This window comes from Amycolatopsis sp. MEPSY49 (assembly GCF_051337345.1).
In the GTDB taxonomy this organism is placed as follows: Bacteria; Actinomycetota; Actinomycetes; order Mycobacteriales; family Pseudonocardiaceae; genus Amycolatopsis.
Genome location: NZ_JBDLYJ010000003.1, coordinates 231,879 through 258,722 on the forward strand (window position 1 = coordinate 231,879; position 26,844 = coordinate 258,722).

At 71.3% G+C, this 26,844-nt stretch carries 23 protein-coding genes; 13 read left to right on the forward strand and 10 right to left on the reverse strand.

What is annotated here, in order from left to right; translation table 11 throughout:
* Positions 1-34: 34 nt before the first annotated feature.
* From ABFJ78_RS15750 to ABFJ78_RS15765, 4 genes are all read right to left on the reverse strand, one after another.
* On the reverse strand, positions 35-1,336 hold the full coding sequence (locus ABFJ78_RS15750; protein WP_436387078.1) for an MFS transporter: 1,302 nt from the start codon (positions 1,334-1,336) through the stop codon (positions 35-37).
* A gap of 65 nt (positions 1,337-1,401) precedes the next feature.
* Positions 1,402-1,839: a MarR family winged helix-turn-helix transcriptional regulator gene (locus ABFJ78_RS15755; RefSeq protein WP_372666620.1), complete on the reverse strand. Its 438-nt coding sequence runs from the start codon at positions 1,837-1,839 to the stop codon at positions 1,402-1,404.
* Between the two features lie 52 nt (positions 1,840-1,891).
* Positions 1,892-2,881 carry a hypothetical protein gene (locus tag ABFJ78_RS15760; protein WP_436387080.1) on the reverse strand — a complete coding sequence of 330 codons (990 nt, stop codon included), beginning with the start codon at positions 2,879-2,881 and terminating at the stop codon, positions 1,892-1,894.
* Positions 2,882-2,939: 58 nt separating this feature from the next.
* Positions 2,940-3,242 (reverse strand): hypothetical protein, encoded by a 303-nt coding sequence (locus ABFJ78_RS15765; RefSeq protein WP_436387082.1) that lies wholly within the window; start codon positions 3,240-3,242, stop codon positions 2,940-2,942.
* Between the two features lie 57 nt (positions 3,243-3,299).
* Here ABFJ78_RS15765 and ABFJ78_RS15770 point away from each other — a divergent pair, with 57 nt between their 5' ends.
* A complete protein-coding gene (locus ABFJ78_RS15770) occupies positions 3,300-5,921 on the forward strand; it encodes a valine--tRNA ligase (protein WP_436387084.1) in 2,622 nt (873 codons plus the stop codon).
* Between the two features lie 315 nt (positions 5,922-6,236).
* On the opposite strand, the gene ABFJ78_RS15775 is transcribed toward ABFJ78_RS15770, so the two are convergent.
* Both ABFJ78_RS15775 and ABFJ78_RS15780 read right to left on the reverse strand, forming a co-directional pair.
* Positions 6,237-7,229 carry a hypothetical protein gene (locus tag ABFJ78_RS15775; protein ID WP_436387086.1) on the reverse strand — a complete coding sequence of 331 codons (993 nt, stop codon included), beginning with the start codon at positions 7,227-7,229 and terminating at the stop codon, positions 6,237-6,239.
* A gap of 57 nt (positions 7,230-7,286) precedes the next feature.
* Positions 7,287-8,174 (reverse strand): LysR family transcriptional regulator, encoded by an 888-nt coding sequence (locus ABFJ78_RS15780; protein ID WP_436387088.1) that lies wholly within the window; start codon positions 8,172-8,174, stop codon positions 7,287-7,289.
* Between the two features lie 88 nt (positions 8,175-8,262).
* Here ABFJ78_RS15780 and ABFJ78_RS15785 point away from each other — a divergent pair, with 88 nt between their 5' ends.
* Together ABFJ78_RS15785 and ABFJ78_RS15790 are read left to right on the forward strand one after the other, a co-directional pair.
* Positions 8,263-9,024, forward strand: a complete 762-nt coding sequence (locus tag ABFJ78_RS15785) for an alpha/beta fold hydrolase (RefSeq protein ID WP_436387090.1) — start codon at positions 8,263-8,265, stop codon at positions 9,022-9,024.
* Positions 9,025-9,027: 3 nt separating this feature from the next.
* Positions 9,028-9,804, forward strand: a complete 777-nt coding sequence (locus ABFJ78_RS15790; protein ID WP_436387091.1) for an alpha/beta fold hydrolase — start codon at positions 9,028-9,030, stop codon at positions 9,802-9,804.
* On the opposite strand, the gene ABFJ78_RS15795 is transcribed toward ABFJ78_RS15790, so the two are convergent.
* Both ABFJ78_RS15795 and ABFJ78_RS15800 read right to left on the reverse strand, forming a co-directional pair.
* A complete protein-coding gene (locus ABFJ78_RS15795) occupies positions 9,788-10,654 on the reverse strand; it encodes an SGNH/GDSL hydrolase family protein (RefSeq protein WP_436387093.1) in 867 nt (288 codons plus the stop codon). The two genes, ABFJ78_RS15790 and ABFJ78_RS15795, sit on opposite strands and share 17 nt — an antisense overlap.
* Before the next feature lie 73 nt (positions 10,655-10,727).
* Positions 10,728-11,489 carry a class I SAM-dependent methyltransferase gene (locus ABFJ78_RS15800; RefSeq protein ID WP_436387094.1) on the reverse strand — a complete coding sequence of 254 codons (762 nt, stop codon included), beginning with the start codon at positions 11,487-11,489 and terminating at the stop codon, positions 10,728-10,730.
* 73 nt (positions 11,490-11,562) lie between these two features.
* Here ABFJ78_RS15800 and folC point away from each other — a divergent pair, with 73 nt between their 5' ends.
* Together folC and ABFJ78_RS15810 are read left to right on the forward strand one after the other, a co-directional pair.
* Positions 11,563-13,218 carry a bifunctional tetrahydrofolate synthase/dihydrofolate synthase gene (gene folC, locus ABFJ78_RS15805; protein WP_436387096.1) on the forward strand — a complete coding sequence of 552 codons (1,656 nt, stop codon included), beginning with the start codon at positions 11,563-11,565 and terminating at the stop codon, positions 13,216-13,218.
* Between the two features lie 32 nt (positions 13,219-13,250).
* Positions 13,251-13,610, forward strand: a complete 360-nt coding sequence (locus tag ABFJ78_RS15810; protein ID WP_436387788.1) for a DUF4233 domain-containing protein — start codon at positions 13,251-13,253, stop codon at positions 13,608-13,610.
* Positions 13,611-13,614: 4 nt separating this feature from the next.
* Here the strand turns inward: ABFJ78_RS15810 and ABFJ78_RS15815 are convergent, their stop codons facing one another.
* Positions 13,615-14,511, reverse strand: coding sequence for an SDR family oxidoreductase (locus tag ABFJ78_RS15815; protein ID WP_436387098.1), 897 nt, complete (start codon positions 14,509-14,511; stop codon positions 13,615-13,617).
* Between the two features lie 86 nt (positions 14,512-14,597).
* Here ABFJ78_RS15815 and ABFJ78_RS15820 point away from each other — a divergent pair, with 86 nt between their 5' ends.
* Positions 14,598-15,167 (forward strand): TetR family transcriptional regulator, encoded by a 570-nt coding sequence (locus tag ABFJ78_RS15820; RefSeq protein ID WP_436387099.1) that lies wholly within the window; start codon positions 14,598-14,600, stop codon positions 15,165-15,167.
* 23 nt (positions 15,168-15,190) lie between these two features.
* Here the strand turns inward: ABFJ78_RS15820 and ABFJ78_RS15825 are convergent, their stop codons facing one another.
* A complete protein-coding gene (locus ABFJ78_RS15825; protein ID WP_436387100.1) occupies positions 15,191-17,545 on the reverse strand; it encodes a penicillin acylase family protein in 2,355 nt (784 codons plus the stop codon).
* 124 nt (positions 17,546-17,669) lie between these two features.
* Between ABFJ78_RS15825 and ABFJ78_RS15830 the strand changes: the two genes are divergently transcribed.
* From ABFJ78_RS15830 to ABFJ78_RS15860, 7 genes are all read left to right on the forward strand, one after another.
* The gene (locus ABFJ78_RS15830; protein WP_436387101.1) at positions 17,670-19,217 is read left to right on the forward strand and encodes an alkaline phosphatase D family protein; all 1,548 of its coding nucleotides are present in this window, start codon (positions 17,670-17,672) and stop codon (positions 19,215-19,217) included.
* Positions 19,218-19,470: 253 nt separating this feature from the next.
* A complete protein-coding gene (ndk, locus tag ABFJ78_RS15835; protein WP_043777641.1) occupies positions 19,471-19,881 on the forward strand; it encodes a nucleoside-diphosphate kinase in 411 nt (136 codons plus the stop codon).
* A 53-nt stretch (positions 19,882-19,934) separates the two neighbouring features.
* Positions 19,935-20,654 (forward strand): maleylpyruvate isomerase family mycothiol-dependent enzyme, encoded by a 720-nt coding sequence (locus tag ABFJ78_RS15840; RefSeq protein ID WP_436387102.1) that lies wholly within the window; start codon positions 19,935-19,937, stop codon positions 20,652-20,654.
* Between the two features lie 132 nt (positions 20,655-20,786).
* Complete coding sequence (locus ABFJ78_RS15845; protein ID WP_436387789.1) at positions 20,787-24,065, forward strand: phosphodiester glycosidase family protein; 3,279 nt, start codon at positions 20,787-20,789, stop codon at positions 24,063-24,065.
* 41 nt (positions 24,066-24,106) lie between these two features.
* Positions 24,107-25,051 carry an ABC transporter ATP-binding protein gene (locus ABFJ78_RS15850; RefSeq protein WP_436387103.1) on the forward strand — a complete coding sequence of 315 codons (945 nt, stop codon included), beginning with the start codon at positions 24,107-24,109 and terminating at the stop codon, positions 25,049-25,051.
* A gap of 155 nt (positions 25,052-25,206) precedes the next feature.
* Positions 25,207-26,013 (forward strand): ABC transporter permease, encoded by an 807-nt coding sequence (locus ABFJ78_RS15855; RefSeq protein ID WP_436387104.1) that lies wholly within the window; start codon positions 25,207-25,209, stop codon positions 26,011-26,013.
* Positions 26,013-26,843, forward strand: coding sequence for an ABC transporter permease (locus tag ABFJ78_RS15860; RefSeq protein WP_372666637.1), 831 nt, complete (start codon positions 26,013-26,015; stop codon positions 26,841-26,843). The genes ABFJ78_RS15855 and ABFJ78_RS15860 overlap by 1 nt, the downstream gene beginning before the upstream one ends.
* The last annotated feature ends 1 nt before the right edge of the window (position 26,844 follow it).

The following is a 26,844-nucleotide window of genomic DNA, read 5'->3' on the forward strand; positions in this document are numbered from 1 at the left end:
GTGCGCCTCGATGATCCGGAACGCGAACACGGGGTCACGCTTCGGCGGCGCGCAACCCCCGGTCGGCGACGGTGACGACGAGCAGCAGGACGCTGACGACGACCAGCGCCAAAGCCAGCCGGTGCAGGCCGGCCGAGTCCGCGTGCGGGCCATAGCAAAGCGCGATGAGCGTCGACGCCACGATCGCGCCGAAGTACTGCGCCGTGCGGAACAGGCCGCTCGCGGTGCCCATCTGGTCGGCCGGTGCCTCGCGGTAGAGCGTCGTCTGGTTCGCGACGCTCGTCAGGCCCTGGGCCAGGCCGAACAACGCCGCCAGCGCCAGCAGCGCGCCGACCCACGTGCCGTCGTGGACGAGCAGCAGCAGCGCCGAGCCGCCGACGAGGGCCACCGCGACCGTGATCAGCCGCGCGCGGATCCCGGACGCGCGCCCGGAGAACGCCGCCGCGCACACCGCCGTGCCCGACATCGGCAGCAGCATCAGCCCGGCGGCCTCCTCGGACAGCTGCCGCGTCGTCTCCAGCCACTGGACGTAGCCGAACATGATCGCGTAGATGGCCATGAAGCTCAGGGCCTGCCGCAGGTAGGTGCGCAGGATCGCCCGGTTGGCCGCGAGCATCCGCAGGTCGAGGAACGGGTCGCCGCGACGCAGCTCGACCAGCGTGAACGCGGCGCCGAAGACCGCGACGAGGGCGAGCACCCAGCTGTCGGTGCCGGGGTCCATCAGGAAGAACAGCAGCGCCAGCAGGGTCGCCGAGAACAGCGCGATGCCCAGGACGTCGATCCGCTTCGCCGTGCGCTCGCCGCGGTCGCTCTTCGGCACCCACAGCAGCGCCAGCACCAGTGACAGCCCGGCGAGGGGGATGTTCACCGCGAAGATCGCCGGCCAGCCGAACAGGGCGATCAGCACCCCGCCGAGCGTCGGGCCGATCACCATCACCGTCTGCGCGGACATCGACAGCAGCGCCAGCACGCGGGCGGGCACGCCCTGCCCGGTGGCTTCCGCGTGGTGGCGCAGCACGGCCATCGCGGCCGGGAACCCGGCGCAGGTGCCCAAGCCCAGCACGACGCGCACGCCGGTCAGCCAGCCGACGGAGATCGGGAGCAGGCCGGCGATCCCGGCGATGATCACCAGCGTCGCGCCGCCGAGCAGGACGCGGCGGGCGCCGTAGCGGTCGACGAGCAGGCCGACCACCGGCTGCCCGACCGCGGTGGCCAGGTAGAGCGCCGAGATCAGCCACGCGGTCTGGCCGGGGCCGGCGCCGAAGCTCTGCCCGATCGGCACGAGCGCGACGGCGATGAGCGTGGAGTTGATCGGGTTGAGCACCGCGCCGGCCACCAGCGGGGAGACCAGGCGGGTACCGAACTTCGCGGGAGCGGTGAGGGTGGTCGTGAGGACTCCTTCTAGTGCTGGGCTACGCGTTGCAAGAGCGGCAGCGCCCGGGTGACGATCTCGAGCTCGGCGGGGGACAGGGCGTCCGCCAGCGCCTGGGCGAGCCATTCCTCGCGGTGCTGGAGGATGCCGCGCACGGTGTCGCGGCCGGCCTCGGACAGGCTGATCACGACGCGGCGCCGGTCGGCCGGGTCGGGGGTGCGGGCGAGGTAGCCGAGCTCGTCGAGGACCCCGAGGGTGGCGGCCATCGACTGCTGCCGCACGTGCTCGGCGGCGGCCAGCTCACCTTGCGTCGCGGGACCTTCGCGGTGCAGCCGGTTGAGCACGGCGGACTGCGACGGCGTCAGGATCCCGGCGTTGTCGACGTGGCGCAGCCGCCGGTGCAGCTGCGCGACGACACCGCGGAGCCAGCCGGCGCTTTCGGCCACGTGTGCGGGTACTTCGCCCATGCACACAGTCTAACTGTACAGTTCAGACTGTGCATCGGGCTGTGACGGACCTCTAGTCGTGGCAGCCGTCGAGGTCCGGGACCGGGTACTTCGGGTCGTAGTACCCGGGCGCGTCCTGGTCCGCGCCGGTGCCCGGGCCGGCCGGCGGGTTCGCGTAGCCGGGGGCGAGGAAGCCCTCCCTGGCGGCGGCGCAGCCGACCGACGAGAACGCGCTGTGGACGTTCTCGAGCCAGAGCCCGTTGCTGCTCTTCGCGAAGCTCTTGCCGCTGCGGAACACGTACGTCTCGTCCACGCGTAGGAAGCTGACGATCTCGTTCGGGCTGGTCAGCCCCTCCGGGTGGACGTTGTCGAAGGCGTACGCGACGACGTACTTGGCGTCGACGGCCAGCTCACCGGGCTTGGCGCCGGGGTGCGCCGCGAGGGTGCCGAACGTGCGGGGCCCGGCGTCGAGCAGGTGGTAGCCGTCCGCGATTTCGGTCACGTAGGAGTCGAAGCTCGCGACGTCCTTCGCCGGCTTGCGGGCGAACACGTCGGTCAGGTGCTCGCGCATGTCCGGCGCGAACAGGGCGAGGAAGGCCTTCGCGTCGTGACCGGTCAGCACCGCGGGATCGAGCCGGGCCGCGGAGATCACCTGCTTGACCTTGGCGTACGCGTCGGCTTCGGCAGGTCCGGCCTGGGCCGCGGTGATGCCGTCGAGGCCCTTGGGCCAGTCCTGGGCGGGGGTGTCCGCGTACGGCCGGGCCAGGTCGACGTGGGCGTAGTCCGGCACGCTCGTCGGGTTCGGGATCTCCGGGACGGCCTCCCGGGCCGGTCCCGGCCGGCGGCCGACGTACACGATCGCGGCCGTCGTCACGGCGAGGATCAGCACGAACACGCCGAAGACCCACCAGCGCCGCCCGGGTTTCCGCGAGGCGCGTTTCTGCTGCTTGCGGAACTGCTTGCGGTCCTGCTTGGCGCCCAGCCAGGCGTCGGTCTGGGCGTGCTTGCGCCAGTCCGGGTCCATCAGGTCCGGGTGCGAGTCGAGCAGGTTGTCGTCGTCCACGTGCTTGCCCCCAAGGTCGATGCCTGATCATCGACGGCGGGGGCCGGGCGTTACGGCGTCACGAGCCGAAGAACAGGAACGCGTCCTCGTTGACGCCGACGCCCTGGATCTGGTGCACGACGATGGCCGCCACGACCAGCAGGACGACCAGCGACAGCGCGAGCACGCCCGGCCACCGGCTGTGCCCGGGCTGCTGGTAACCGCCGGTGCGGCGTTCGCGCTTGCGGCGCTTCTTCAGGTCCTTCTTCGCGCCCAGCCAGGCGTCCCGTTCGGCGTACTTCTGCCAGTCCGGGTTCATCAGGTCGGGGTGCGTCTCCAGGCGCCGGTCGTCCGGATCCTGCGGCTGCTGAGGCTGTGCCATCCGAGAGTGCCTTCCCCCTGGGTGACCCGCCGTGACGGGTTCGTAGACTTGTCCATTGTGACCGAGAACGCTCCGCAGCAGACCACCGACCTTCCGGGTGCCTGGGACCCGGCCGCCGAGGAAGCACCGATGTACGACCGCTGGGTAGCGGCCGGGTACTTCACGGCCGACGCCTCGTCGGGGAAGCCGCCGTTCTCGATCGTACTGCCGCCACCGAACGTCACCGGTTCGCTGCACATGGGCCACGCCCTCAACCACACCCTGATGGACGCGATGAGCCGCCGCCGTCGCATGCAGGGCTACGAGGTGCTGTGGCTGCCGGGCATGGACCACGCGGGCATCGCGACGCAGAACGTCGTCGAGCGCCAGCTGGCCGGTGAGGGCCTGTCGCGCCACGACCTGGGCCGCGAGAAGTTCGTCGAGCGCGTCTGGGAGTGGAAGGCCGAGTACGGCGGCAAGATCCTCGGCCAGATGAAGCGCCTCGGCGACGGCGTCGACTGGTCGCGCGAGCGCTTCACCATGGACGAGAACCTGTCGAAGGCCGTCCAGACGGTGTTCAAGAACTTCTACGACGAGGGCCTGATCTACCGCGCCGAGCGGATCATCAACTGGTGCCCGCGCTGCCAGACGGCGCTGTCGGACATCGAGGTCGACCACAACGACGACGACGGCGAGCTCGTGTCGATCCGCTACGGCGACGGCGCCGACGCGATCGTGGTGGCGACGACCCGCGCGGAGACGATGCTGGGCGACACCGCGGTCGCCGTCCACCCGGACGACGAGCGGTACGCGCACCTGGTCGGCACCGAGGTCGAGCTGCCGCTGACCGGCCGCCGCATCCCGATCGTGGCCGACAAGCACGTCGACCCGGAGTTCGGCACGGGTGCGGTGAAGGTCACCCCGGCGCACGACCCGAACGACTTCGAGATCGGCCGCCGCCACGACCTGCCGATGCTCACGGTGATGAACGAGCGCGCCGAGATCACGGTCCCGGGCCCGTTCCAGGGTCTCGACCGCTTCGAGGCGCGGCCCGCGGTGGTCGCGGCCCTGCGTGAGATGGGCCGGATCGTCGCGGAGAAGCGGCCGTACGTGCACGCGGTCGGGCACTGCTCCCGGTGCGACACGGTCGTCGAGCCGCGGCTGTCGCTGCAGTGGTGGGTCAAGGTCGAGGAGCTGGCCAAGCTGGCCGGCGACGCGGTCCGCGACGGCCGGACGAAGATCCACCCGCCGGAGCTGGGCAAGCGGTACTTCGACTGGGTCGACAACATGCACGACTGGACGATTTCGCGCCAGCTGTGGTGGGGCCACCGCATCCCGGTGTACTACGGACCGGACGGCGAAGTGGTGTGCGTCGGCCCGGACGAGCAGCCGCCGTCCGGCGAAGGCTGGACGCAGGACCCGGACGTGCTGGACACGTGGTTCTCGTCCGGTCTGTGGCCGATGTCGACGCTGGGGTGGCCTTCTGACACCGAAGACCTGGCGCGCTTTTACCCGACCAGCGTGCTGTCGACCGGCTACGACATCCTGTTCTTCTGGGTCGTCCGGATGATGATGTTCGGCGTGCACCAGATGAAGGGGAAGCAGCCGTTCGACCACGTGTACCTGCACGGCCTGATCCGCGACGCGCAGGGCAAGAAGATGTCGAAGTCGCGTGGCAACGTGATCGACCCGCTGGAGTGGATGGACGCGTACGGCGCGGACGCGACCAGGTTCACTCTCGCGCGCGGAGCGAACCCGGGCGCGGACATGGCGTTGGCGGACGAGTGGGCGGCGGGGTCGCGCAACTTCTGCACGAAGCTGTGGAACGCGACGAAGTTCGCGATGATGAACGGGGCGTCGGTCTCGTCTGCTCTGCCGCCGGCTGCTGACCTGACGGAGGCGGACCGCTGGATCCTGGGCCGCCTGGGCGCACTGGTGTCCGAAGTGGACGGCCTGTTCGAGGACTTCCAGTTCGCGAAGGTGGCGGGCGCGCTCTACCAGTTCACGTGGAACGAGCTGTGCGACTGGTACCTGGAGCTGGCGAAGGTCCAGCTGTACCAAGGGGACTCCTCGCGGGTTTCTTCGACTCGCGCTGTCCTCGGGCACGTGCTGGACACGGTGCTGCGGCTGCTGCACCCGTTCATCCCGTTCATCACGGAGAAGCTGTGGACGGCGTTGACGGGTGGCTCGTCTTTGGTCGTCGCTGCTTGGCCGGCGCCGTTCGAGGGTTACGCGGATTCGTCGGCGGACGCCCGGATCGCGGACGTCCAGAAGCTGGTGACGGAGATCCGCCGCTTCCGCGCGGACCAGGGCCTGAAGCCGGGCCAGAAGGTGGCGGCGCGTCTCGCGGGTTACGAGGGCGGCCACGAAGAGGCGGTCCGGTCGCTGGTCCGGTTGACTCCTGCTGCTGAAGACTTTGCGGCGAGCGCCTCGCTCGAGGTGGCCCTGGCGGCCGGCGTGGTGACGGTGGAGCTGGACCTGTCGGGAACGGTCGACGTGGCGGCGGAGCGCAAGCGCCTGGAGAAGGACCTGGCGGCGGCCCAGAAGGAGCTGACCCAGACGGAGGCGAAGCTGGGCAACGAGGCGTTCATCGCCAAGGCCCCGGAGCACGTGGTCGACAAGATCAAGACCCGTCGCGAGACGGCGGTGGCGGACATCGACCGCATCACGGCCCGGTTGGCCGCCCTGCCGGCTTCCTGAGGCTGTTGGACGAAGCCCGGTGCTCTCGCGCGGAGCGCCGGGCTTTGTCGTAACGAGGTGGGAAGCTGACCAAGAACTGCTGAGTGGTCAATAGTTCTTGACGGCAGTCAGCGCGTTGACACCTGCGTTGCTCAGGGGGAAAGTCGGATCGTGGTCGACGACCGGCTCCCGGGGGACTCCGAGCTGCAGATGAAGCGGTACCGGTGTCCGATGCCAGGCTGCCGCAAGACGAGTCGTTCGTTCAGTCAGCCCGATTGCCCCAAGCACGGTGTACCGATGGAGCCGGTCGCGGGCGGCAGGCGGTGAAGCCGGCGCTCAAGAGGCGCGCGCAGGAAAGATCACTTTCAAGGTTGTGCAGTATCCCCGGGCGCTCGTGATCGCGGCCGAGTAGCTCGCGATGGCCAGCAGCAGGAACGCCGACGTGATCACAACGATACCGATCGGCGAATTCTGCGCGGGGACGAGCAGCGCGACGGTGAAACCCGCCAGCCCGAGATAGACGAACACCAGGGTGCAGTACATGTCGAGACGAGTGCGGAATTGGTCATGGTGGAGCCTCAGTCGAGCTGGGATGGCGTCGCCACGCTGCAGAACGAGGCCCTGCGTCTCTTGATCTTTGTTGGTGATCGAATCCTCGGTGGCGCGCAGGATATTGCCCAGCTTCGTCGGCAGCGTTCGGTGTGCGGCCGGATAGTCCTCCTTCGCCTGCTTGATCCTCGACAGCTTGCTGGTCGTGTCGGGAGAGAGCAGAGCCTGCCAGTTGAAGGCGGCAGCCCGCTTCTTTTCCAGAGTCGTCGGTTCATCCTCTGAGTAGAACGCTTCGGCGACCGCTCTGATGAACGACGGCTCGAACTCGCGAGTGAGCATCCTCAGCACAGCCGTCCCGAAGGCTTCCTGTGTCTCGTCCGCCAGCTTCTTGGCTAGCTTGGCTCTCTTCCTCGCCTTGCGTCGGACCATTAGGCGGTACACGCCCAGCCAGACGAGTGGGCCCTTCCAGTAACCCTCGAAGAAGCGGATCGCGGAGAACGAGAAAGCTTGACTGACCAGCGCTGCCAGGACCAGGGCGAACAGCAGCACCACCAGGATGCCCAGCGGCTTGTTGGTCAAGTCGACTACCGCTTTGCCCAGATTGAAGTCTCCGCGGCTGCGAAGCTGGAGCAGCACCGCGCCGCAGCCGACCAGCATGGCCGCCGGCATCCAAGCGCTCAAACTCAACTGGTCGAGCACCTTGCCGATGAACTGGGACAAGCCCTCGGGCGGCTTCTGCTCTTTTTCGGCAGGCTTACTACTCGGCTCGGCGTCGGCCACCCCGACATGATGGCCCATCGGCGAGCCGGGGTCAGGGCAACGCGCCGCGCAGGGTGTTCAGCCGGCTTCGATGGTTCGGGCCGCTTCGATCAGCGCCACCACCTCCGGGGTCACCCGGCGCTCCGCCGGCGTCGCCAAGTACGTCTGCATCCGCGGCGTAGGGTCCCGAAGCGGCCGGAACACCACCCCCGGCACGGGCAGCAAATTGGCGTGCGCCCGGTAGAAAACCGTCCAATGTGGACGCCCATACCCCAGCGTTCCCAACGTGTCCTGCGCCGTCGTGAAATCCGGGCCCAGCACCGGCTCGAACCCCGCCTCCCGGCAGCACGACACCACCAAGTCGAACAACGGCCGGTTCCGGGAAGGCGGGCTCAACCGCACCGGAAGTGAAGCCAGCGAAGCAAAAGGGACCTCAACAGAAGAAGCCAAAGAGTGCGAAGCAGGCAGTGCCACCAAAACCTCGTCCATCCACAAAGGAGTGAGGTCGAGCGCGGACGAAGGCCAGGACCCCCGCACGATGGTCGCGTCCAGGGAACCGTCCCGAACCCGCTCCAAACGCTGAGTAGTCGGCGCATGCACCAACTCCAAGGAAACCGAAGGCGCCAACCGGGCGAACGCCCCCAGCAGGAGATCCAGCCGATCACCCAGCCCTTCGCTGGTCCCGAGCCGGACCGATGAACCGGACGCACGGAACTCCGCCACCGAATCCGCCGCCCGGTCGGCCGCCGACAGCACCGCCCGCGCGTGCGGCAGGAACCGTTGCCCCGCCTCCGTCAAAGTCACCGCCCGCGTCGTTCGCGAGAACAACGACACGCCCAGCAAACGCTCCAACCGCCGGACCTGCTGGCTCACTGCGGGCTGGACGATGTGCAGCCGCTCCGCCGCGCGGCCGAAGTGCAGCTCCTCGGCCACCGCTACGAAGTACCTCAGCTGCCGCAGTTCCACCGGCCCCACTCCACTCATCAGCTTTCGTGATGAGTGTACGAGCGGACTGCCCATCGATGCCCGCGAAAAAGAGCGCCAAGCTCGAGACATGCCCTACCTGAACGTCAACGACACCCGCCTCTACTACGAAGACGCCGGCACCGGCCCGGCCCTGCTGCTCCTGCACGGCTGGGGCGCCAGCGGCCGCGTCTGGCAGGCCTGCCTGCCCGATCTCGTGCGCGACCACCGCGTCATCACCCTCGACTGGCGCGGTTGCGGCCGCTCGGACCGCCCGCTCGACGGCAACTCCATCGCCGGAGTCGTCGACGACCTCGCCGCGGTGATCGAAATGCTGGACACACATCCGACCGTCGTCGGTTCCAGCATCGCCGGCGTCTTCGCCACCGAACTCGCTCTCGCCCGGCCCGAACTCGTGCACCACGCAGTCGCCGTCGACAGTCCCGGGTACTGGCCGAGCACCGGCATGCGCGAGACCGTGCAGGACCTCCTGACGAAGCTCGTCGACGACCGCTTCGGCACCGTCGCCGGCTGGGTGCCCGGCTGGTTCGGCCCGAAGGCGTCGCCCGCGCTGGTCGACTGGACCGTCCGCCAGCTGCTCGACTCCGGCGTCTACATCGACGCCCACTTCACCGAGATCACCACCTACGACCCGCGGCCCCGGCTGAAGGACCTGAAGGTGCCGATCACCTACCTGCACGGCGAACTGGACACCCAGATCCCCCTCGAAGTCCCGCGTGAGTGCGCTGCGGAAACGCCCGGCGCGAAGGTGCGCGTCCTCGAAAACTGTGGCCACATCCCGCACCAGGAAGACCCGCGCGCGTTCACCGCCGCCCTCCGAGAGATCGCCTGAACCATGCCGAAAGTGACGCTCGAAGACGCCGTCGTCCACTACGACCGGACCGGCGACGGCCCCGCGCTGCTCCTGCTGCACGGCACCGCCGCCTCCCGCGAACAGTGGGGACCGCTGACCGCGGAAGCACGAGACCGAACCGTCCTGGCCCCCGACTTCCCCGGCTCGGGTCTGACCGTCGACGACGGCGGCCCGATCACCGTCGAAGCCCTCGCCGCCCAGGCCGAAGCCGTGCTGGACCACGCCGGTGTGAAAGAAGCCGACGTCGTCGGCCACTCCCTCGGCGCGGTGGTCGCGGCGCACCTGGCCGCCACCCGCCCGGACCGTGTCCGGAAAGCGGTCCTGCACGCCGCCTGGCCCGCGACCGACACGCGGCAGGACGCCGAGTTCCGCTACTGGCTGGACCTGCTCGACACCGGGACCTTCGCCCGCATGCTCCCGCTGATGGCGTTCGGCCCGCGCTACTGGGAACAGGCGACCGCCGAGAGCAACGAACAGCTCGTCAAGACCCTTGAACCGGCGATCCAGCACGGGACGGCCCGCCAGATCGAGGCCGACCGGACCGTCGACCTCCGCCCGATCCTGGGGAAAATCGCCGCAGAAGTTCTGGTTCTCGGCAGCGCGCACGACCGGCTGGTCACGGCGGAGCAGCAGCGGGAGCTGGTCGCCGCGATCCCGGGCGCGCGCGCCGCCGAGATCGACGCGGGGCACGGTGCCCCGGCCGAGCTGCCGGACGAGTTCGCCCGGCTCGTGCTGGAGTTCCTCAGCGAATCGACTTGAGCACCACCGCCGCCACGCCCGCCATGCCCGCCTTGAGCGGGTGGTAGGCGGCCGCCTCGAAGATGTTCTGGTCCTTCCCGTTGATCCACGCCGAGCCGCCGCGCGCGCACGCGTCGTGGCCGCGGGACGGGCCGAACGTGTCGACGAACTGCGCGCCGTCCGCGTCCGCGGCCTCGGACAGCGTCTGATTCAGCTTCTCCTCGACGCTGTTCAGCCACGCGTAGTCGCCGTCGGCGAACGGCAGCACGTCCGGGCAGTAGCCCTTGTCCGGCGCGATCCGCGGGTAGCCGACCAGCAGGACCCGCGCCTTCGGCGAGCGCTCGCGGATCGCGGCGAGCACCAGCTCGACCCGGGGGCCGATGTTCTCGATCGTGGTCGCGACCGAGCCGTCGAAGTGCTTTTCGCAGGGGTTGCCCGTCGGGTCACTCGCCCGCAGGCCCGGGCACGTCGAGGTCAGGCTGCCGAAGACGCCGTAGTCGTTGCCGCCGATGCCGACCGTGACCAGGTCGGTGTCGACCCGCAGCGCGTCCAGCTGCGGCGCGTTGGTCCCGTTGAACGGCACGCTCTGCGGCCGGGTCATGTTCGTGGTGTCCGCGCCGGCGCAGCTGACGTCGGTGAACTGCTTCGGGTGCAGCGCCGCGGCCAGCACCGACGGGTAGTTCGCGGTGGAGCGCCCGCAGCCCACCGGGTCGAACCGCTGGGCCGGGATGAACGGCCCGGAGGTGTAGGAGTCGCCGAGGGCGACGTAGCTGCCGACGGTCGCCGCGGACGCCGGAGACGCCACAGTGGCCGACGCCGGCAGCAGGACGGCTGCCGAGACGACGGCGGTGAGCAGCCGGGTGATGCGCATGAAGACCCCGTTCTCGCTGGTGGAAACGCTGCCTCCACATCTAGCGAGGACCGGTCGGCGACGGGGATGAACTTCACCCGCCAGTCGGGTCACCGTCGCCGTGCTCACGGTAAGTGATCAGCGTGCGCCAGAACAGCAACGGCCGGACCGTGCTCCCGGGCAGCAGCCGGGCCGCCTCGCGCCGCACTTCGGCGAGCGTCGGGTAGTCGTCGACGACCGGGGCCTTCGGGCCGTCCTCGGCGCCGCCGTTCAGCCGCTCACCGGCGTAGACGACGAGCCGCGCGAGCGCGTTCACCGGCACCGCCGCCACGGCCCGCGCCCAGTCCGCCGGCGTGCTCGGTCTGGCCAGGCCGAGCACCCCCACCACCCCCCCCGGCACCCGCGCGCGGCGCCGCGTGGCGAGCGGCGCGAGCGGGTTCACCGGCACCGCCGCCACGCCCCGCGCCCAGGCCGCCGGCGTGCGCGGTCGGGCCCGGCCGCGCACCACCAGCACCCCGCCCGGCACCAGCGCGCGGCGCAGCTTGGCGAGCGTCTCGATCGGCATGTGGTGCAGCGAGGCCAGGCACGAGATGAAGTCGTAGTGGGCCTCGGGCAGGGGATCGGTCGTGACGTCGGCCTGCCGGTAGACGATCTCGCCCGGTCCCGGGGAGCCGAGGCCCGCCGCCGCCTCGACCATCGCCGCGGAGACGTCGACCGCCTCCACCGCCATGCCGGTCGCGGCCAGCCGCCGCGCGAAGCGGCCCGTGCCGCACCCGACGTCCAGCGCGATCCCCGGGCCCGGCGGCAGGTGGTCCAGCAGCAGCGGGTGGTAGTGGTCGTTGTGGTTGAACGGCATGCGTCGAGAGTGCCACCGCGCCCGCACGTAGACTCGCAAGGCAAGCCGAAAACCCCAGGCCGGAGGAGAATCAGTGCCGCAGGATGAGACAGGTCGCAGGCCGGACCTGTCGGATCTCGACAGCTTCGCGGGCGTCGACGAACTGGGGACGTCGGGGTACGAGGAGTCCGACGACCACGACCCGGAGCTGGACGTCCGCGACACCGCGTTCGAAGCGGGCGGCGGCGCGCGCGGCGGCATCGGCGGCGTCGGCCAGCTGGGCGACAACCTCGCCACCGGCCCGGTGCCCGACCTGACCGTGCCCGAGGACGCCGAGCTGCACGAACTCGACGACCAGGGCGAAGCCGCGGTGTACGGCGACCCGAACGGGCCCGAAGCGCGACGCGAGCTGCTGGCCGTCGAGGCCGAGCTGAACCAGCGCTGGCCCGAGACGAAGATCGAGCCGTCGCTGACCCGGATCTCCGCGCTGACGCAGCTGCTGGGCGAGCCGAACAAGGGCTACCCGGTGCTGCACGTCGCCGGCACGAACGGCAAGGGCTCCACGGCCCGGATGATCGACGCGCTGCTGACCCGGATGGGCCTGCGCGTCGGCCGCTACACGAGCCCGCACCTGCAGCTGGTCACCGAGCGGATCGCGCTCGACGGGCAGCCGATCTCCGCCGCGCGCTACGCCGAGCTGTGGCACGACATCGCGCCGTACGTGTCCATGGTGGACGGTGCCGCCGCGGACGGCGTCGCGATGAGCAAGTTCGAGATCCTCACCGGGATGGCGTTCGCCGCGTTCGCCGACGCGCCGGTGGAGGCCGCCGTGCTCGAAGCGGGCCTGGGCGGCGCCTGGGACGCCACGAACGTCGCGGACGCCGACGTCGCGGTCATCACGCCGATCGGCCTCGACCACGTCGAGTACCTGGGACCTGACGCCGTCAGCGCGGCGCGCGAAAAGGCGGGCATCATCAAGCCCGGCTCGGTCGCGGTCATCGCCGAGCAGGACCCCGAGGTGCTGAAGGTGCTGCTGGCGCGCGCCGTCGAGGTCGACGCGGCGGTCGCCCGCGCGGGCAGCGAGTTCGGCGTGCTCGAAAAGGAGATCGCCGTCGGCGGGCAGCTGCTCAAGCTGCAGGGCCTCGGCGGGGTCTACGACGAGATCTTCCTGCCGCTGCACGGCGCCCACCAGGCCGCGAACGCCGCGCTGGCGCTGGCCGCGGTCGAGGCGTTCTTCGGCGCGGGCAAGGACAAGCAGCTGGTCGTCGAGGCCGTCCGCGAGGCGTTCGCGGAGGTCGAGACGCCGGGCCGGCTCGAGCGGGTCCGGGCCGCGCCTGCGGTCATGATCGACGCCGCGCACAACCCGCACGGCGCCCGTGCGCTGGCCGCGACCGTGGCCGAGGAGTTCGCCTTCCGCCGCCTGGTCGCGGTGGTCGGCGTGATGGCCGACAAGGACGCGCACGGCATCCTCGACGCGCTGGAGCCGGTGGTGTCCGACATCGTCGTGACGCGCAATTCGTCGCCGCGCGCGATGCCGCTGGAAGAGCTGAACCAGCTGGCGATCTCGATCTTCGGCGAGGAGCGCGTGGTCGCCGAAACCGATCTGGAGACGGCGATCGAGACGGCGATCGCGCTGGTGGAGACCAGCGACGACCCCGAAGAGCCGCTGTCCGGCGGCGGTGTCCTCGTCACCGGCTCGGTGGTCACCGCCGGCGAGGCGCGCACGCTGTTCGGGAAGGAGCCGGCGTGACCTCGAACGAGACGCCCAAGCCGAAGGACCCGATGAAGGGCTTCCGCGGCGTGATGTCGGGAACCCTGATCATGGAGGCGATCACGGTCGCCCTCGCGCTGCCGGTGGTCAACAAGCTCGGCGGCGGGATCAGCACCGGCACCGGCTGGACGGTCATCGCGGTGGCCGTCCTGCTGGTCGTGACCTGCGGGTTCGTCAAGCGCCCGTGGGCGGTGCCGGTCATCCTCGGCCTGCAGGCCGTGCTGATCGCGCTGGTGTTCTGGCTGCCCGCGATCGCCGTGCTCGGCGTGCTCTTCCTGGCGGTCTGGCTGTGGCTGCTGTGGCTGCGCAAGGACGTCGCCCGCCGCATGGCGGCCGGCACCCTGGCGAGCCAGCAGCAGCCCCAGCCCTGACCTCCTACGCCAGGTAGTCGCCGTTCGCCACGTCGTCGAGCAGCGTCGGGTGCCGGGGTGACCAGCCGAGCAGCTCCCGCGTGGCCGCGCTGGAGACGGGCGCGTCGATGCCGTAGGCCCGGGCGATGAACGGGCTGACGAAGTGCCCGGCGGCCTCTTCCGGCGTCAGGGAGACGACGGGCAGGCCGAGACCACGTCCGACCGTCTCCGCGATGCTCCGGAACGGCACGTTTTCGGCCGTCGCGTGCAGGATGGTGCCCGCCGGAGCTTCCTCGAGGGCGAGGCGGAACACGACCGCCGCGTCGAGCCGGTGCACCGCGGGCCACCGGTTGGCGCCGTCGCCCACGTAAGCCGACTGCCCGGTCTTGCGCGCGGTGTCGACGAGCATGCCGATGAACCCGTAGTCACCGGGGCCGTGGACGGTCGGCGCGAGCCGGACGACGCTCGCCCGCACCCCCTGCCCGGCGAAGTCCAGGCAGGCCCGCTCGCCCGCGATCCGGAAGGCGGCGAGCCCGGCCGCGTCGGGCTCGTCCCGCTCGGTGCTCTCGCGGCCCGCGGGCATGACCAGGGTGCCGGACGTGCTCACGAACGGCTTGCCCGTGCCGGCCAGGACCCCGCCGAGCGTCTCGATCGCGGTCCGGTCGCGGCGGGTCATGTCCTCGAGGTCGGTGAAGTCGCCGCCGAAGGCCATGTGCAGGACGCCGTCGGCGGCTTCGGCGCCGGCGCGCAGGCTGTCGAGGTCGTCGAGCGAGCCGGGGTGCGCGGCGGCGCCGAGCTTCTCGAGCCGGGCGGCGGACGCGTCCGACCGCGCCAGGCCGGTGACGGTGTGCCCCGCCGTGATCAGCTCGGTGACGACGGCGGGGCCGGTCAAGCCGGACCCGCCGGTGACGAAGACGTGCATGGGATTCTCCCTCGTAGTGACAGTGACTGACACTACGAACGCTACCTCGTAGCGTCAGTCACTGTCACAACAGGTAAGCTGACGGGGTGCCACGCAGCGGAGAAGAAGCGCGTCGCCGCCTTCAGCAGGCGGCGTTGGAGCTGTACGCCGAGCGGGGCTTCGACCGGACCACCACTGCCGAGATCGCGGCCAGGGCCGGCGTCACCGAACGCACGTTCTTCCGGCACTTCCCGGACAAGCGCGAAGTGCTGTTCGACGGCGAAGCCACCCTCCGCGCGGACCTGACCGGGTCGGTGGCCGGCGCGCCCGATGGCCTGCCGCCGCTCGAAGTCCTGCTCCGCGCGTTCCGGAAGTCCGCGCGGATCCTCGAGGTCAACCGGTCGTTCGCCGAACCGCGGCTGGCGGTCATCGCCGCGACCCCGGCGCTGCGCGAACGCGACCTGGCCAAGGCCGCGACGATGACCGACGCGCTGGCGGCGGCGCTGCGCGCCCGTGGCGTCGCCGACCGGCTCGCCGCGCTGGCCGCCCACATCGGCTGGGTGACCTTCCACCACGCGGCCGGAGCCTGGATCGAGGAATCCGGCCGCAGTCTGGACGAGCACCTCGACGAGGCCTTCGCCGATCTGCGCGAGCTGGCGGCGGAGACGGGCGGCTGAGCGCCCGCCCCCCGCCCGGGACGTCAGCGCAGGACGACCACCCGCAGCGCGGGGGAGCGCAGGATGTCCGCTTCGCAGAAGCGTCCCTTCACCCATTCGCCCCGGCTGTAGAGCTTCGTCTGGTCGCTGAAGTACGGCGACTTCGGGTTCGCCGACTGCGAGTACGTCAGCAATGTCGAGGAGTCCGGGCACGCGTTCCCCCGGAACCCGACCACCTGGATGTAGCTCGACCCGTGCGCCACCTCGACGTTCCCGCGCGCCGGGTCCCACTCCGGCGTCATCACGTTGAGCACGCCGAGGAAGCCCTGGGCGCCGTGGATCGGGATGCGTTCGCCGTTGCGCGTCACCGCTTGCCCGTCCCTCAGCCGGGCGTCCGGCGCGAGACCGGCCGCTCGCAGTTCGGCCAGTGCGTCGCCGAACGCCTTCCGTACGTCCGCGTTGCCGACGTTGAGCGTGTTCGGCGTGGTCAACGGCGCCTTCGGGTCGAACGGAACGGTGAACCGGTCCACGTTCCCGAGCCGCGCCGCGAACCGTTGGAACAGCAGCGAACCGCGGCTGTCGAGCGAGTACGTGTGGTCCCACTTCGCCAGCGCGTCGCAGGCCGGCCCGACCGGCACCGGGCCCGCCGACGACGGTGCCTGCCCGCTGGGGAAGGACGCGCACAGCTTCGCCAGGTCCGCCGCCGTCAGGTCGGCGAACAGGCTGTGGTCGGTGAAGAGCATCTTCTTCATCGAGTCCGTCGTGAAGCCGCCCTTTTCGGCGGTCAGCAACGCTTCCCGCGTGCGCGGCGAGCGTTCGGTGCCGATGTCGCCGACGATGCGCGGGTACCCCGTGATCGGCGCCTTCGCGTTCGCCAGCCAGGCGCTGTCGTTGGCGTTCAGCTCGTAGTCACGGCTTTGCTGCTGCGGCAGCCGCGACGGCGCGAAGATGCCCGGTTCGATCGCGCCCGGGTCGGAACCCCACTGGCAGGAGGACTTCGAACCGTCCAAAATGGCCAGTCCGACCTGCTCGAACGTCCCCTGCCCCAACGGGGTGCTGCACGCCTTCGCCAGCTCGTCGGTGACGTGCGGGACGACCTGGATGTCGGCGTAGAGCGCGTTGCCGGCCCGGTCGGTGGCGATCGTGTTGACCCACGGGACGCCCTGCGTGCGGCTCAGCGCCCGCACGATGTCGCCCGTGCTGCGGGCCTGGTCCAGCTCGAACCACGTGTTGAGCCCGCGCAGGTTCGTCGCGTTGGCGTCGCGGACCGCATACGCCGACTTCGCCGTCCACGGGAGCGGAACGCCCTGGAAGTCGGCCATCACCGGCCCGTACCGCGTCGACCAGAAGGTCTGGCTGACCGGCTTCAGTGAACCGTCGGCCTGGCGCACCTGGACCGTGACGTCGCGGGACGTCATCTTCTCCGGTTTGCCGTCGACCACGTACGTCGTCGGGTCGCCGTCCCGCAGCGGCACTTCGAAGAGGCCGAACGTGACCGGCGTGGACACCGTGTGCGTCCAGGTCGCGTCGGCGGTGTGCCCGATCTGGACGAACGGCATGCCCAGCAGGCTCGCGCCGGCGACGTCGAACTTGCCGGGGATGGTCAGCTGGCTCTGCCAGAACCGGCGCCCCGCCTGCCACGGGTAGTGCGGGTTGCCGAGCAGGACGCTGCCCTTGCCCGCCGCGGTGGCGTCCGCGCCGATCGCGACGCCGTTGCTGCCCAGCCCGCTGCCGCTCAACGCCTTTTCGACCTGATCGGAGAGCCGGCCGGCCGAGCCCGGCGCCGGTGTCGCGCCGGACGGTGGTGCGGCGAACAGGCTTTCGGTCACCACGCCCTGGCCGCCGGTGACGGCGATGGCGTAGAAGTGCCGGTAGAAGTCCTGTTCGGTGATCGGCCGGACCCAGCCGGCGCCGCGGCAGGCCGGGTCGGAGATCCCGGACCGGCCGGTGCGGGCGAGGTAGGCGTTGAACCCCTTGACGTACCCCGAAACGATCTGCCGGACCTCGGGCCGTGGCCCCTGTGGCGCGGGCCGCGCGGCCAGCCGGTCGACGACGCCCGAGTCGTTGATCCGCTGGAAGAACAGGTCGCTGTGCAGGTTGCTCGCCGCTTCCGACAGCGACGGGTAGCCGCCGCCGTCCGGGCCGAGGTACTTCGACCGCTGTGCGCTCACCGTGAGGTAGATGTTCGCGAGCTCGCAGATGTTGTCGGTCGCCGCCGCGTAACCGTACCCGTAACCGAGGCCGGCGAAGTCCTTCGCGACGATGTGCGGGATGCCGTGCTCGGTGTAGCGGAGGACGGCTTTCCCGCCGTCCTCGCCGGCGTCCGCGACCCCCGCGCCGAGTGTGGTGACCGAAAGCGCCGCCGCGAAGACGGCGAGCACCTTCCTGAAGACTGCCATTCGAACCCCCTTGTCGTGATCGCTACGCTACCGACGGCGATCGGCCCCGGGTATGGGGGAAAACCCCAATGTTCGTTCACCCGCGCGCAAGCCGGCGTTGGCCGCGGCGGGATAGAAACCGCGCATGACCGAACCGACCCACCACTCCCGCCGCACTCTGCTCAAGGCCGGTCTCACCGGCGCCGCCGCCAGTCTCGTGCTGCCTTCGACGGCGTTCGCCGCGACGCCGCTCGTGCGCGGCGACCGGCCCGTGCTCACCCACGGCGTCCAGTCCGGCGACGTCACGCCCGGCTCGGCGATCGTCTGGTCGCGGGCCGACCGGCCGTCGCGGCTGGTCGTCGAAATCGCGCGCGACCCGTCGTTCCGGCACGCGCGCCGGGTCCCGGGGCCGCTCGCCGGACCGGCCACCGGCGGAACCGGGCAGGTCCGCGTCGCCGGCCTCGCGCCCGGCACCGAGTACCACTACCGCGTCACGGCGGAGTCGCTCGACGGGCGCGCGACGAGCGAGCCGCTGACCGGCCGGTTCGCCACCGCGCCGGTGGGCCGCCGCGACACCCGGATCGTGTGGTCGGGTGACGTCGTCGGCCAGAACTGGGGCATCAACCCGGCCCTGGGCGGCATGACGATCTTCTCGGCGATGGCGGCCCGCCGCCCGGATCTGTTCCTGCACAGCGGCGACACGGTGTACTCCGACGGCCCGCTGACGGAGACGGTCGCCCTGCCCGGCGGCCGGACGTGGCGCAACGTAGTCACGGCGGAGAAGTCCAAGGTCGCCGAGACGCTCGACGAGTTCCGCGGCCAGCACGCGTACAACCGGCTCGACGAGAACTTCCGCCGGTTCGCCGCGCAGGTGCCCTCGTACGTCCAGTGGGACGACCACGAGGTCTCGAACAACTGGTACCCGGGCGAAATCCTCGACAACCCGGCCTACACCGAAAAGCGCACCGACGTCCTCGCGCCGCGGGCGTACCAGGCGTTCCACGAATGGCACCCGATCGACTCGCGGTCGGCCGTCGACGGCCGCGTGTACCGCAGCTTCGAGTACGGCTCGCGCGCCGAGATCTTCGTGCTGGACATGCGGACCTACCGCAACGCGAACACGGCGGACCAGACGAAGCCGGGCTACATCCTCGGCGACCGGCAGGCCCGCTGGCTGGCCGACGCCCTCGGCCGCAGCACGGCGACGTGGAAGATCGTCCAGGCGGACATGCCGCTGGGCCTGGTCGTCCCGGACGGCAAGGACATCGAAGCGGTGGCGAACAACCTGCCGGGCGCCCCGGGCGGCCGCGAGACGGAGCTGGCGTGGGTGCTGCGGGAGATCCAGCGCCGCCGCGTCCGCAACGTCGTCTGGCTGACGGCGGACGTCCACTACACGGCGGCGCACCACTATTCCCCCGACCGGGCGGCGTTCCAGGACTTCGACCCGTTCTGGGAGTTCGTGTCGGGGCCGCTGAACGCGGGTGCGTTCGGCCCGAACCAGCTGGACCCGACGTTCGGCCCGGAGGCGGTGTTCGTGCACGCCCCGCCGACGGCGAACACGGCCCCGATCGACGGCTTCCAGCACTTCGGCGAGCTGAACATCGACGGCGGGAGCGGTGATCTGACGGTGGACCTGCGGGACGCCACCGGGGCGTCGCTGTGGTCGACGAAGCTGCACCCGCAAGGCCGCTGAGCGGAGGTCCGGCCGGGCCGCGTGCGGAAACGACGTGAATGACTCATTCCTGTCGCCGGATGACGTGAATGAGTCGTTCACGTCATCCGGGGCCCGGCCGGCGACCGGAATCCGACCGGCAAAACGGTCAGCCGTGCGGGGTCGGCTACGCTCACGCGCACCGACACGCACCAATGACATCCGGGGCTTTGCCCCGAGCCGGGGGCTCCGCCACCCGGACCCCCGAAGAGCAGCAGCAAGGAGAAACACCGTCGTGACTGAACGCACGCTGGTCCTCGTCAAGCCCGATGGCGTCGCGCGCGGCCTCGTCGGCGAGGTCGTCTCGCGGATCGAGCGCAAGGGCCTGAAGCTCGCCGCCCTCGAGCTGCGGACCGTTCCGCAGGCGCTGGCCGAGGAGCACTACGCCGAGCACAAGGAGCGTCCGTTCTTCGGCGACCTGCTCGAGTTCATCACGTCGGGCCCGCTGGTCGCGCTCGCCGTGGAGGGGCCGCGCGCCATCGCCGCGTTCCGGCAGCTGGCCGGCGGCACCGACCCGGTCGAGAAGGCCACCCCGGGCACCATCCGCGGCGACTTCGCGCTGGAGACCCAGTACAACCTGGTGCACGGCTCGGACTCCCCGGAGTCGGCCGAGCGCGAGCTGAAGCTCTGGTTCCCCGACCTGTGACCGGCACCGGGGCCGCGCCCGCCGCGCGGCCCCGGTTTCCTGGGGGAGACCCGATGACGACGATGCCGTTCCCCGCCCGCGAGTACCTGCCGGTGCTGCGCGAGCTGACCGACGCGTTCGCCGAGCGGCTGCGCACCGCCGACCCGGCCGCCGCGGTGCCCGACTGCGCCGGGTGGACGCTGGCCGACCTCGGCACCCACCTCGGGAACGTGCACCGCTGGGCCGCCACCGTCGTCACCACCGGCGAAGTGCAGCCGCAGAACTTCGAAGCCGGCCCGGACGCCGAGCTGGCGTCCTGGTACGCCGAAAGCGCTCAGTTACTCCTCGACGCCCTCGAGAAGGCCGTCCCCGAAGACCGGTGCTGGCACTTCGGCGGCACCGAGAAGACCAAGGCGTTCTGGTTCCGCCGCCAGGTTCACGAAACCGCCGTCCACCTCGCCGACTCGGGCAGCGGCCACGTGCTCGACCCGGCCGTGGCCGCGGACGGCGTCGACGAGCTCCTGACCGCCTGGCTCCCGCGCGTCACGCGCTGGCACGCCGCGCCGTCGCTGACCGCGCCCCTCGCGCTGCGCGCCACCGACACCGGCGACGTCTGGACGCTGCACCCGGGGGAGCCGCCCGCGCTCGGCCCGGCGACCGAACCCGCCGCGACGGTCGAGGCTACGGCCCGGGACCTCCTGCTGCACCTGTGGAAGCGAACGGCCACCCCGCCGAGCGTCAGCGGTGACCCCGCCATCGCCGATCAGCTCCTCAAAGCCCCTTTCACCGCCTGACGCGGTAGCTGTTCTAGACCATTCAGGCGGCGTTCACCGGGAAGCCTTCCCCCGGCCGTGCCACTGCGCTGTGCTGGTCCGGCTCACTCTCACTCGATACTGGGGTACCTGGTGAAGAAGTCGCGCATAACGCTGCCGCTTGCTGCCCTGTTCGCGACGGCGTTCGTCGTCCCCGCCCACGCCGATCCGCTGAAAGCGCCGCTCGGCACGCCGCCCGTCGAAGCCGCGCCCGCCGCGTCGTCGGCCCGCGAAGGCGTGACCACCTTCGCCGCCGCGGATCCCGACGACGGGCTCGTCACCGGCAGCGCGACCACCGAAGTCGCGCCCGGGCTGAACCTCACCCAGTTCGACCGGTTCGACCCGGCGGGCTGGATCCGCGGCGACACCCTCGCCGTCGACCTGGGCAGCAAGGCCCTGAAGCCCACATACCTGAGCCCCGGCACGGTTTCCGCGCGCACGCCGCTTTCGCAGCAGGTCGCGCGCACCGGCGCGGTCGCCGGCGTGAACGGCGACTTCTTCGACATCAGCGCCACCGGCGCGCCGATCGGCGTCGGCATCGACCGCGGTGAGCTGCAGACCGCGCCCGCCGCCGGCCACAACCTCACCGCGTCCATCACCGACGAAGGCAAGGCGCGGCTGGCTTCGGTCTTCCTCGAAGCGACCGTGACCCTGCCCGGTGGCACGGTGAAAGCCACGAACTTCAACAGCCCGGTCCTCGGGACCGACGCGGTCGGCGTCTACACGCCGTTGTGGGGTGCCTCCGGCCGTGCGACTTCGGTGGCCGGAGCCTCCCGGGTGCGCGAGGTCGAGCTGCGCGACGGCGTCGTGACCGCCACGCGCGAGCAGCCCGCGGCCGGCCCGATCGCGGCGGGCACGACGCTGCTCCTGGCCCGTGAAGCCGGGGCGGACGCCCTCGCGGCGCTCAAGCCGGGTGACCCGGTGGGCGTCACGTACGCGCCGCGTTCGGACGCCGGCAGGATCGCGGTCGCCGTGGGCGGCAACGAGGTCCTGCTCCGCGACGGCGTCGTGCAACCGGTCGACAACGTGGCCATGCACCCGCGGACCGCGGTCGGCTTCTCCGCCGACGGCCGGCGGCTGTGGCTGGCCACTGTGGACGGCCGGCAGGCCGACAGCCGCGGGATGACCGAGCTGGAGCTGGCTCGCCACATGAAGAGCCTCGGCGCCGACGACGCGATCAACCTCGACGGCGGCGGCTCGTCGACGCTCCTGGCGCGCAACGAGGGCGAAGCCGCGCCGAGCGTCCGCAACGCGCCGTCCGACGGCGGGGAACGCCTGGTGCCCAACGGGATCGGCTTCGCGACCGTGCCCGGCAGCGGCAAGCTCACGGCGTTCTCCCCGGCGCCGGCCGTGGCGACCGGCGACGCGAACCGCGTGCTGACCGGCCTGACCCGGCACCTGGTCGCCGACGGCCACGACGAAACGGGCGCCGCCGTCGCCGCCGACCCGCGCTGGCGCACGTCCGACCCGCGGCGGGCCACCGTGACCCACGGGGTCGTCACCGGCCACGGCGCCGGCAGTGTCGACGTCGTCGCGAAGTCCGGCCGCGCGTCCGGGAAGACGACGCTTTCCGTGCTGGGCAAGGCGGTCCGGCTCGGCACGAGCACCGAGCAGGTCGCGCTGTCGGCGGCGGGCGCGAAGAGCACGTTCAAGGTCTGCGGGTACGACGCGGACGGCTATGGCACGTGGCTGGAGCCCGACGACGTCAAGCTCGACTACGACCATTCCGTCGTGAAGGTCGAGCCTTCGGGCGACGGCTACGAGGTGACCGCGCTGACCGCGTCCGGCGCGTCGGCGATCACCGCTTCGGCCGCGGGCCTGACCACGCACCTGGCCGCTTCCGTCGGCACGGTGCCGCAGCTCGCGGCCCCGCTGGACGGGCCGGCCGGCTGGACGGCGACGGTGTTCCCGGCGGTCGTCGGGGCGGCGCTGTCCGCAGCACCGGGGCGGGACGGCGGCGCCGGGCTCGCGCTGGACTACCGGCTCACCGGCACGACCGCGACGCGCGCCGCGTACGTGACGCCTTCGTCGCCGCTTCCGGTTCCATCGGGAACGCAGAAGATCGGGCTGTGGGTCAACGGTGACGGCAAGGGCGCGTGGTTGCGGGCCGAACTGCGGGACGCCACCAACGTGGCGTCCATTGTGGACCTTTCGCTGAGCGTCGACTGGACGGGCTGGCGGTACGTCACCGCCGTGATCCCGGCCGGGCTGCCCGACGGCCAGCGCCTGGCGCGCTTCTACGCCGTCGAGAACGTGCCGGACCAGCAGTACGAGGGTCACCTCGTGTTCGACGACCTGACCTTCGAGGTGGCGCCGACGACGACCGTGCCCGCCGACCCGGCCCCGCGCGACCCGGCGCTGGTCACCGACGGTGTGTTGGCAGGCGGCCTGCGTGTCGCGGTCGTCAGCGACGCGCAGTTCACCGCGGACGACCCCGGCGGGCCGCTGGTCGCCCAGGCCCGGCGGGCGCTGCGGGAATCCGTCGCGGCGAAGCCGGACCTGGTGCTGATCAACGGCGACTTCGTCGACCGCGGCACGGCACCCGACTTCGTGCTCGCGCGGCAGGTCATCACCGAGGAGCTCGACGGCAAGGTGCCCTGGTACTACGTGCCGGGCAACCACGAGGCCGAGGGCGGCAACGGCCTCGCCGACTTCCAGGCCGCGTTCGGCGTCACCCACCAGGTCGTCGACGTGCACGGCATCCGGCTGGTGCTTCTCGATTCCTCGCGCGGCTCGTTGCGGGCGGGCGGGTTCGACCAGGTCCGGATGCTGCGGGACGCCCTCGACACGGCGGCCGAGGACCGGTCGATCCGCGGGGTCGTCGTCGCGATGCACCACCCGGTGAAGGACCCGAGCCCCACCGGGAACTCGCAGCTCGGCGACCGGAAGGAAGCCACGCTGCTGACCCAGTGGCTGACCGGGTTCGAGCAGGCGTCCGGCAAACCGGCCGCTTCGGTGGCTTCGCACGCGGGCGTGTTCTCGCTGTCACGCGTGGACGGCGTGCCATACCTGGTCAACGGCAACTCGGGCAAGGCGCCCGCGGCCGCGCCCGGCGACGGCGGGTTCGTCGGCTGGACGCTGCTGCGCGTCGACCCGGCCGACCGGGCCGAGCCCGTGCGGTTCGAGACGCGGCCGAACGTCGACGCGCTCTCGATCGCGGGGCCGTCGTCGCTGGCCCGCGGCGAACGCGCGGTCGTGCACGCCACGGTCCGGCAGGGCACCCGGGACGTGCCGGTGGCGTACCCGGTGAGCGCGGACTGGACGGCCGGCTGGGGTGTCGTGTCGTTCGACCCCGCTTCCGGTGTCCTGACGGCGTTGCGGCCGGGGGTCGCGCGGCTTTCGGTCACGGTCAACGGGGTGACGCGGACGCTGGTCGTGACCGTGCGCGGCTAAAGCGTTCGGTTTTTGTCGGTGCCCGCTCGTATGGTCGGGGGGTGGACGAATCGGAGGACCGGGAACCGGCGCTGGTGCAGGCCAAAGCACTCGTGAAGCGCTTCGGCGAGTTCGAGGCCGTGCGGGGGATCGACGTCGAGGTGCGGCGCGGGGAGGCGTTCGGCTTCCTCGGCCCGAACGGCGCCGGCAAGTCGTCGACGATGCGGATGATCGCGTGCGTGTCACCCCGCACCGACGGCGACCTTCGCGTGCTCGGGCTGGATCCGGAGGTCGCCGGGCCGCGGATCCGCGCGCGCCTGGGTGTCGTGCCGCAGCAGGACAACCTGGACGTCGAGCTGACGGTCCGGGAGAACCTGCTGATCTACGGCCGCTACTTCGGCCTGTCGCGGGCGGCGGCCCGGCGCAAGGCGGACGAGCTGCTGGAGTTCGCGCAGCTGGGCGACCGCGCGGCCGACAAGGTCGACCCGCTGTCGGGCGGCATGAAACGGCGGCTGACGATCGCCCGCTCGCTGGTCAACGACCCGGAGCTGCTGCTGCTCGACGAGCCGACGACGGGGCTTGACCCACAGGCCAGGCACCTCCTGTGGGACCGCCTGTTCCGGTTGAAGGCCCAGGGCACCACGCTGATCGTGACGACGCACTACATGGACGAGGCGGAGCAGCTGTGCGACCGGCTGGTCGTGATGGACCACGGCCGCATCGCCGCGGAGGGCTCACCGGCGGACCTGATCAGCAGGTACTCGACGCGCGAGGTCGTCGAGCTGCGGTTCGCGCCGGGGGAGCAGGTCGCGGCGGCCCAGCAGGTCGAGGGGCTGGCGGCGCGGGTGGAGGTGCTGCCGGACCGGGTGCTGCTGTACAGCGACAATGGCGAAGACACCTTGGAGCACGCGCACTCCCGCGGCGTGCGGCCGCTGTCGAGCTTGGTGCGGCGCAGTTCGCTGGAGGACGTGTTCCTGCGGCTGACCGGCCGGACGTTGGTGGACTGATTCGGGATGGGGAAGAACCATGCTCGCGGAGAGCGCTCGCCGATGACCCTCGCCAGGGTGTTCCGCGGGGGCGCAGCCCCCACACCCCGCCCAGGGGCAAGCCCCCGGGCCTCCGGCCTGCCGCGGCTCGGCAGGCCCTGCTCCGGGAGGCGGCGATGACCACCGTCGAATCCACCGGCCGCGTGGTCGGCACGTGGCACGGAGCCTGGCTGCGCGTCGAGGGGTACTGGACCTGGTACCGCAGGCACTGGGTGTCCACTTTGTACTCCACCGGCCTCCAGCCGGTCCTCTTCCTCGCCGCGATGGGCCTCGGCTTCGGCTCGCAGGTCCGCCCCGGCGCGGTCACCGGCGGCCTGTCCTACCTCCAGTACATCGCGCCCGCGCTGCTGGCCGCCGGCGGCGCGCAGCTGGCCGTGGGCGACTCCAGCTACCCCGTGCTGTCCGGGTTCAAGTGGCAGAAGGACTACCTGGCCGTCACGGCCACCCCCGTGTCACCCGGTCAGGTCCTCGGCGGCCACCTGATCTGGACGGCCATGCGGCTGACGCTGGCCGGCGCGATCTACGCGTTCGTCGCGCTGTTCTTCGGCGCCTGGACCGGGCCGGGCGTGCTGGCGGTGATCCTCGTGGGCACGGTCACCGGCCTCGCCTGCGCCACGCCGATCACGGCGCTGGCGGCCCGGACGTACGACGAGGGCCAGCGGTTCGGGATCATCTTCCGGTTCGTCGTGATGCCGATGACGTTGTTCTCCGGCACGTTCTTCCCGATCGCCCAGCTGCCCGGCGCGATCCGCTGGCTGGCGTGGTTGTCCCCGCTGTGGCACGGCACCCAGCTGGCGCGCGGCGTGAGCCTCGGCGGCGTCGGCGGCTGGGCGATGCTCGGCCACTTCGCGGTGCTCGCGGCGTTGTTCGCGGCCGGGTGGGCGTTCGCGCACCGGGCCTTCTACCGGAGGCTGGTGGTCTGATGGTGAGCGTCCAAGCCCCGCCGGCGCGGGCCGGGCTGCTGCTGCGGATCCTGCCGCCCGGGCTGTACGCGGGCCGGGCCCGCATGCTCGTCGAGCGGTCGGTGCGGGTGAGCTGGAACAGCTGGCTGATGTTCCTCTCCGGCGCGGCCGAGCCGTTCCTCTACCTGCTGGCGTTCCAGCTGGGGTTCGGCAAGCTCGTCACCGAGGTGGCCGGCCCGGACGGCCGTCCGATGGGGTACGTCGCGTTCGTGGCGCCGGCGCTGCTGGCGACGTCGGCGATGAACGGCGCCGTCTTCGAGTCGACGTACAACCTGTTCTTCAAGCTGCGGTACGCGAAGCTGTACGACGCGATGCTGGCGACCCCGATCGGCCCGCTGGACATCGCGCTGGGCGAGATCGGCTGGGCGATGACCCGCGGCGGCGTCTACGCGGTGGCGTTCCTCGCGATCGCGGCGGGGATGGGGCTGCTGGCGTCGTGGTGGGCGCTGCTGATGGTCCCGGCGGCGCTGCTGGTGGGCCTGGCCTTCTCGGCGATCGGCATGGCACTGGTGACGTACTTGAAGTCGACGGCCCAGTTCGACTACATAGCGCTGGGCCTGATGCCGATGTTCCTGTTCGCGACGACGTTCTTCCCGCTGTCGGTGTACCCGGAGCCGCTGCAGTGGCTGGTCCGCTGCCTCCCGCTGTACCACGCGATCGAGCTGATGCGCGGCCTGGCGACGGGTCTGCTGTCGGGCAGCATGCTGGTCAACCTGGCCTACCTGCTGGTCCTGGGCGCGGTGGGCCTGTGGGCGTCGACGAGGAGGATCGCCAAGCTCCTGCTGACGTGAT